Raw genomic sequence first — 7,349 nt, 5'->3', positions numbered from 1 at the left:
CGGCATAGTGGCATTCAGTTCGTGACGCCAGCAGAACGCCATCAGGGACGTGATCAAGTGATTCTGGCACAGCGCAAGGCGGCCTATGAAATCGCCCGTGCAAAGCGACCGGAACGCTGGCGAGGTGATACGCGAAACTGGACTTGGGTTGATCAGGTCAGTCTCAATCCTGATCGTGAGGAAGTCCAAAAAATGAATAAGGAACTGGCAGCGGCTTAACCTCAAATCTTACCAACTATCTTGACAGATACCGCTCTCTCCAAACGGCGTTGTATCCCATCTCCAGACCACATTGCCTGTACTGTCCGTGATCACCGTTGGCGTATTAATCTAGTCCGTCTGAATATTATCGATCTTTGCTGTGCCGCTGGCTACTGTGACGGTGATGGGGATGCTGGTTGTGCTGGCACCTAAGTTATCTGTCGCTTTGGCTGTAACGCTGTAGGTACCTGCCGCTACATTTGACCATGGAGTGCTGTAGGGTGCCTGAGCAATGCTGGTAATGAGGTTGCTGCCATTGTAGAAGTCAACTTTGGCAACGCTGCCATCCGGATCACTGGCGGTTGCATTGAGCAGTATCGTCGCTGGTGCGACAGCATTGGTCGGACTGGCCGTGAGGCTCACCACTGTACCCTCGTTGATTTCCACTTGCGCCATAACCACGGCAATAATACAAACCATTGAAAGTAGCCGATAGCTATGACAGCAATTGATTGCAATATATAAGCGACGAACCCATGAATGAGGTTATTCTCTCCGACTACAAAGTGCCCTAATGCAATCGCCACATAAGTGCCAGTAGGAAAACCACTCAACATCAAAACGAGCATGTCAGCCATTCCGCGCTCTCCAACGTGGACGGTTCTTACTAGTCCAACACACTCGGGAAAGAATGTGCACAATCCGTCGGCAAACCACCATGCACACCACGCCAACCATAAAAAGATTAGTGTTCTTTTTGTGAAGAATCGACGCATATAACTACTTCCGACACTTAGCAGCACATTGATCTAAAACGGAACTCGCATACACTTGACATTGCTGAGCACCGGCTTTGGGAAACATCCAAGGACGCCCAGCTCCGACATCATAATCAGGGGCCGGGCTAGCCATGTGATCATTCACACATTTTTCAAAACATTGATCTGGACCTCTTTTTTCCTCACATTGATCGGGTTCAACTGATTTCTCTTTTTCAATTTTCCCCTTCCCACCAAACATTCCAGAGATACCATCCTTAGGGCAAAGTCCTCCACACTGAGTATTTCCATTTGCATCAATTGTGCACAGAAATTGGTGAAAGAGTGGCTCAACTGAAATTCCATACAAGCCATCAAGTGGTCGGCGGCACAAAAATGTATCCAATCCCGAAGGATCCGTCCCCGAAATCGGATTGCCCTCGACATAGCCGTAAGTATTAATCCCCCCACTAAGCCCAATCGGATCACTTTCAATATACCGCCCCGTAGCCGGATCATAATCCCTAAAATAGTTATAGTGTAGCCCCGTCTCCTGATCATATGACCAAGAAATCTCAGGTTAAACGTAAAGTCGTTCGATGTTCCCGTATGACTCGGATTTTGATCCGGTAAACTCTCTCCAAACGGTGTGCTATCCCATCTCCATACGACATTTCCTGTGCTGTCCGTGATTACCCGCGGCGTGTTGATTTGATCCGTCTGGATATCATAAATCTTTGCTGTACCACTTGCTACCACGACGGTGATTGGGGTACTGGTTGTGCTTGCCCCCAAGTTGTCTGTCGCTTTGGCTGTGACGCTGTAAGTACCTGCTGCCACATTTGACCATGTGATCTGCAGGTGTTGCTGTTCGGCGCAGTAGGACTGCTTGTGGTGTCCACTAAAGTACTGCCCTGATACAGGTCGACTTTGGTGATGCTATTGCCTGCTCCGGTCGCACTGGCGTTTAATTCACGTAATGTATCTTTGCTTAAAGTGTGTCGTCCTCGGTCGAGAAAGCGGGTTACCGGAGGAATTAACTTTTTCTTTTTAAAAGAAGAAGTGATCGTGCGTTTAAAAATAAAGCGATGACGACGGCTACAATTTACAGCTCACTTTGTTATGACTGGCCGAAGCTACTGGTTCTTAAAAAATTTATGCCTCTATCGATCTCGTCTGGACAATATTCTTTCCAATATTGATGATTTGAACACCACTCTAAAAAGTGAATTAAACAGTTAATCTGATTTTTATTTAAAAGTGATAGACGTTGCCATGTTTCTGCCTGAAATTCCAATGAAGGTGCCAAGCTGTAGATTAGAAATTCTGTCTCCATTCGGTTATATTCAGCCTCAGCCGTGAAACAAAATCTTAGGTAGTGAGGCAAAACCCATTCCCATGTTTTGGCCGACAAATGCGACATTTCCTGATGAATAACGCGAATAGCATTCCCTGTGATTTCTTTGCCTCTGTACTGCTCAATATCAGCTAGCAAATCATTGCATTCAAAAAAATCCTTCTTATGAAACAAGAGATCAGTATCTAGAGGCATTTCCGTAAAAGGAAAAGCAGACTCAATTTCATTTAAGAGAATATTAGTAGCTATAATCATTATGGACATTCTTTTTTACAGATTCTGTCAACAGCATTTTTAGCATTCCGAATAGCATTATCCAAGTCTTGCGCAAGTTGTGAACTTTGCTCATTATCAGCGCCACCCCACCATCTGTTGGTGTTGGCATTTCTTAAATCTTTGCAAGCTTGGGCTTTATTCAAATTCCATTTGGCAAGCTCACATGGACTAAGCCCTGGAGGTGGCGGCTCACTACATCTATTTTTATACTCACGTCTATTTGCTTCTCTTTCGATTGCCTCTTGCAACGCCTTATCAGTTTTATAACCTAGCCAAGCCGCCGCCGTTGCACCAGCGCCGTAGGCCGCAGCATCAACCACTATCGGAGCCACATACGGAATCGCTGGTAATAAAAAGGCGATTTCCCCCGTTGGATCAATTTTACTTAATGGATTCCCCCCACATAAGCATAGGTATTTGGGCCTCCTCTTAGTCCGATAGGATCAGAAGTGATATAACGCCCCGTGCTCGGATCATAGTCGCGATAGTAGTTGTAATGCAAGCCACTTTCCTGATCATAGTACTGCCCGGCAAAGCGCTGATTAAACGTAAAATCGTGCGCCACCCCTGTGTTACCAGGATTTTCATTCGGTGCTGATTCACCGAACGGCATACTGTCCCAGCGCCAGACTTCCACACCTTGGCTATTGGTGATCACGCGCGGCGTATTGAGGTGATCGGTATGGACATCGTGCAAACCTTTGTCACACGGCAGTACAGCAACGGGAATACTGTCCAAATACACATAGTCGACATCACATTCCCCGTTACTTTCACTGATGAGTAGACCGGCTTGATCGTAGTGATACCAAGTGCTGCCACTGCTGCTGATCTTTTGCACGCGCTGGCCATAGGCATTAATGCGGTAGTTGGTCGTGCCTACGTTTGTCGTTACCGAAGTGAGGCGAGCACGGACATCGTAGGAAAATTGTGAGCTCCCATTGTCGGTAATGCTGCCATTGGCATCGTTGATAACGGATGTGCCGCTCACTTCCATGAGCCGATTGCTGGCACTGCCATAGCTGTAGCTCGTGCTCGCCGCCCCCGTGGTTTTGCTATTGCGATTGCCCACGGCATCATAGGTAAAACTTTGATTGCTTTGCGGCGTGAGGTAGCTACTCAATCGATCCAGCGCGTCATACCCGTAGCTACTCTGGCGTGCCGGATTATTCGCTTCATTGATCGCCACGATACGGCTGGCCGCGTCGTAGCTGATGGTCTGCACTTGCTTATTGAGGGTAAAGCTGCTGATACGGCCATCGAGATCGAGACTGCGACGGTAAGCTTGCCCGGTACTGTTGAGATAGGTCTGTACCGGGCCGAAAGGCTCATAGATGACCTGGCTCAACACCGTCAAAGCGGTATCGTCTTTCGTGCTATCAATTTGACTGATGCGCTCCATGCTGTCGCGCGTATAGCTGATCTGGCGTCCGTTGGGATAAGTCAGCTTACTCAGACGACCGGCCGCATCATATTGGTAAGTAATGACGGCGAGTAACATGCTGCCATTGACGCTAAGGCTGCGTGTTTCATTCACGACGTGACCGAAACCATCGTAGGAAAGCGTGATACTGCCCAGAGGATCGGTAATTTGACTCAATCGCCCTTTCGCGTTTGCTCCCTGATCATAGGTGTACGTCGTCACTTGCGCATCGCTGTAGGTGATACTGGTCACACGGTTGAGCACATCATAAGTAAAGCGAGTCGTCTGCCCCTTGGCATCGGTGGCGGTCACTACATTGCCGGCAGCATCGAAGGTGTTGGTGGCAATGCCGGTATCGGGGCTGCTCAAGCTCAACTGATTACCAAGACCGTCGAGCGTATACAGTGTGCTCAATTGGCGGGCGTCGATGACTTTTTTCAAGCGATTTTGCCCATCATAAACATACTGTGTCACTTGATTATTTGCATCAGTCTGCGACGTCAGGCGTCCGAGCACATCGTAAGATTGCTGCGTTATGAATTGCAAAGGATTGGTGATCTTGGTGACATTGCCGAGCACATCGTATTCATATCGGTAGGTGGTGTTTTGCGGCGAGCTGGTCTGCGCTTGTGCGACAGCGCAGATTGCCAACAGAGCGGCGCTCAGACTGCGCCGTGCATAGATTCGAGCAAGCGGGTAGGCCGATGAGCGTGTCATTGCACTGCTCCGGTGACTTGTTGCAGGTGATTGAGGGTATCGTAGACACGGGTAATTTGCCGAGTGAGCTGGCCACTGGCATCGTTGACGGCTTCCGTAATGCGGTTCCCCATGTTGTCGAGTGTGTACGTGATACTGTTGCCCAAGCTGTCGCTCAGCGCCGTCAATCGATGCGCGTCATCGTAGGTATAGCGGATGTGGCTGTGATCAGGCAGCGTGACTTGCGTCATCTGACCGACACCATCGTAGTCGTAAGACGTGGTTTGTGTGACACCATCCGCGCTCACAACCCGGCTGGCCAACCAGCCGCGCGGCGTGTAGCTCAGTTTGGTCACCATGCCATTCGGATCGGTGATGGTACCAAGGTGTCCGTGCGGATCGTAATCGCAGAAGCTGGTGACATGACCGGCTGCATTCGTGACACTCGTGAGCTGGCCTTGGGTATCGTAAGCATAGGCGGTCACATCGCGGATATCGGTACGTGGGCCGGTGACGGTTAACAACTGCCCTCGGGCATTGTAAGTATAGGTCCAAGTGCGCGGTAGGCCAGATACAATGGCGACAGCTCCTTGCGCCCCACTCGAGTCGGTAGTGGCTTGCTCAGTCAGCGTGAGCAGATTACCCTTATTGTCGTAAGACATACGCGTACGCAATAACGCTGTGTCGATTTGTAGCGGCAACCGGAAGTCGGCATGCCAAGAAGTAGTAGTAGTCTTGGCATAGGGTGTACCAGCAGCTTCAACCCGGCTGGTTTCCAAATTACGCCTTAAGTCGTAGGAATAAGTCGTCATGCGACCGTTGAAATCCGTGGTTTGCTTCGGATTAGCATTTTCATCATAAGTGATTTGTTTTTCCGCCCGCACGCTGCCAGCCACAGCGGGCTGATATTGCCTGCTCGGTCTTAGCACTCCTGCCACGTTAATACTTTGGTACGTGTAGACGGCACCGAGCGGGTCGGTCATATCGCAGCTGTTTTGCCGACAACTGAGACGATACTTGGCAACACCACCGGCATGCTCGCTACCGTTGACTTCACCAGAAGTCGTATAGGTGAAAGTCGCAAAGCGCGCGCCATTTTCATCACTGATACCGGTCAAAGCGTAAGCTTGGTGGCTACCATTGGTTTTATCCGCCTCGTTATACCAGTAAATCCGTTTTTTTCCGTCTGGGTAAATCACAGACGTCAGATTACCGACCGCTGCGCCTGATACAACTGAACTCGCTTCATCATAGGCATAGCGATAGATCCCACCACCGGGGTCAGTCATTTGGATAAGGCGACCGGATGCATCATAGTCGAACAGCAATTGTTTGCCGTAGGCATCGCTTACGCTGCGCAAAGTTTTATCTTCAGCATAGTTCAGTGTTTGTTGATTGCCATTCCCATCGGTAATAGAAATCAAATGTCCTGAAGAGTCGTACAATTCCTTGCTTTCGTTTTCAGCGTTGTAAACCAGATATTGCATTCCCTCATCGTTGGCATCACGCCGAGCTTCGATACGGTCATTGATGTCTACTGGGGCAGTCAAACCACTGTCGTCGCCGAAGCGCACGCTGCGACCATTCGCACGCTGCAAAAAAAAATCAAATGAGCGCATGCTTGGCATAGGCAAGAAGCAGGTTTTGCCTAACTCTGTATCGGCCCAATGGCAACCAGCATCAAAACCTTCGCTTCTCGCTGTTTTGTCCGTAGCAATTGTGCGCGACAAATCGATACCGACATGTTGATAGTTGTGGGTCCACGCTTTTCGATCACTGCGATATTGACGTTCGAAGCGCAAGCCACCAAGCCCAGTGCTTTGATAGTCGAGTTCGCGCTCAATTTTGATGCGTCCTGTAATCGCGATCGGATTACCAACTTGCTGTTCGATGAACGGCGGCTTGCTACCGGACCGGCAATCATTATCATGTTCGCTGAGATCGACTTCTGCGGGACCATAAGCGAGATAACAGCTATAGAGAAAGTGTGGCGCGCCTCGGTCACGCACCAATTCGTATCCTGCAGGACAAAGCGGACGGGAGGAAGCCGCATGGATCCAGCCGCGATCTTCGAGTTTCCCTCTAATATTGGCGAACAGATGCATTTCGTAGTCGGCCGGCAAGCCATTGTAAGTCGCGCCATTCGAACCCTCCCTATGCTCGGTAACAACGAAGTTGCCATCACCAGTCATGTGCTGCTTCGCTGCAGCGATCGCCCCTTCTGGGGTTGCAAATGCATTTGGTCCGAACCCACCGACATAGGCAAACTTTGCTTGCAGTCTGATCGATGCGGCAAACACGTTCGCGCTTGCAATCAAGCTACATACCGCGCTAAAGACCAAGTATTTGAAGACGAATGATAAGCGCATGATTATCCTGAATAATTGTATTAGGGGGACGCATAAAACAGGGAACAGATCGGAAGAATTGACGGTCGCTCACTTGGAACAAGCGTAACTCTGCTGCGTCAATTTGACACGACCGTCGACACCGCGCAGCCTTGCCGTTGGTCGGGAAAAGTTCTGGCGTTGACGGAAAGAAAAACCTTGCTTTGCTTTCTATTGATCAAAAATCTGACTAGGGTTTGAAACCCCGGCCTTCAGAGGCTGTCGCAAAAGCCTGATGGACGTTTTTTACA

At 49.5% G+C, this 7,349-nt stretch carries 6 protein-coding genes and 1 pseudogene; 1 reads left to right on the top strand and 6 read right to left on the bottom strand.

Annotation, left to right across the window (positions count from 1 at the left end; translation table 11 throughout):
• Positions 1–219: pseudogene (locus QN359_RS19025) on the top strand (IS3 family transposase); the annotation flags it as partial.
• Between the two features lie 111 nt (positions 220–330).
• Here QN359_RS19025 and QN359_RS19020 read toward each other — a convergent pair.
• The 6 genes from QN359_RS19020 to QN359_RS18995 form a co-directional block, all read right to left on the bottom strand.
• The gene (locus tag QN359_RS19020) at positions 331–681 is read right to left on the bottom strand and encodes an Ig-like domain-containing protein (RefSeq protein WP_322250079.1); all 351 of its coding nucleotides are present in this window, start codon (positions 679–681) and stop codon (positions 331–333) included.
• A 300-nt stretch (positions 682–981) separates the two neighbouring features.
• A complete protein-coding gene (locus QN359_RS20100; RefSeq protein WP_416200228.1) occupies positions 982–1,533 on the bottom strand; it encodes an RHS repeat domain-containing protein in 552 nt (183 codons plus the stop codon).
• 546 nt (positions 1,534–2,079) lie between these two features.
• Positions 2,080–2,571, bottom strand: a complete 492-nt coding sequence (locus tag QN359_RS19010; protein WP_322250080.1) for a DUF6714 family protein — start codon at positions 2,569–2,571, stop codon at positions 2,080–2,082.
• Positions 2,571–2,912 carry a hypothetical protein gene (locus QN359_RS19005; protein ID WP_322250081.1) on the bottom strand — a complete coding sequence of 114 codons (342 nt, stop codon included), beginning with the start codon at positions 2,910–2,912 and terminating at the stop codon, positions 2,571–2,573. The genes QN359_RS19010 and QN359_RS19005 overlap by 1 nt, the downstream gene beginning before the upstream one ends.
• Before the next feature lie 65 nt (positions 2,913–2,977).
• Positions 2,978–4,732 carry an RHS repeat-associated core domain-containing protein gene (locus QN359_RS19000; protein ID WP_322250082.1) on the bottom strand — a complete coding sequence of 585 codons (1,755 nt, stop codon included), beginning with the start codon at positions 4,730–4,732 and terminating at the stop codon, positions 2,978–2,980.
• Positions 4,729–7,080: a hypothetical protein gene (locus tag QN359_RS18995; RefSeq protein WP_322250083.1), complete on the bottom strand. Its 2,352-nt coding sequence runs from the start codon at positions 7,078–7,080 to the stop codon at positions 4,729–4,731. The genes QN359_RS19000 and QN359_RS18995 overlap by 4 nt, the downstream gene beginning before the upstream one ends.
• Between the last annotated feature and the right edge of the window lie 269 nt (positions 7,081–7,349).

Source organism: Undibacterium sp. 5I2, from assembly GCF_035019605.1.
Lineage (GTDB): Bacteria > Pseudomonadota > Gammaproteobacteria > Burkholderiales > Burkholderiaceae_D > Undibacterium.
Note: the sequence above shows the minus strand (reverse complement) of the source record. Positions and strands in the feature narration are given on the sequence as shown.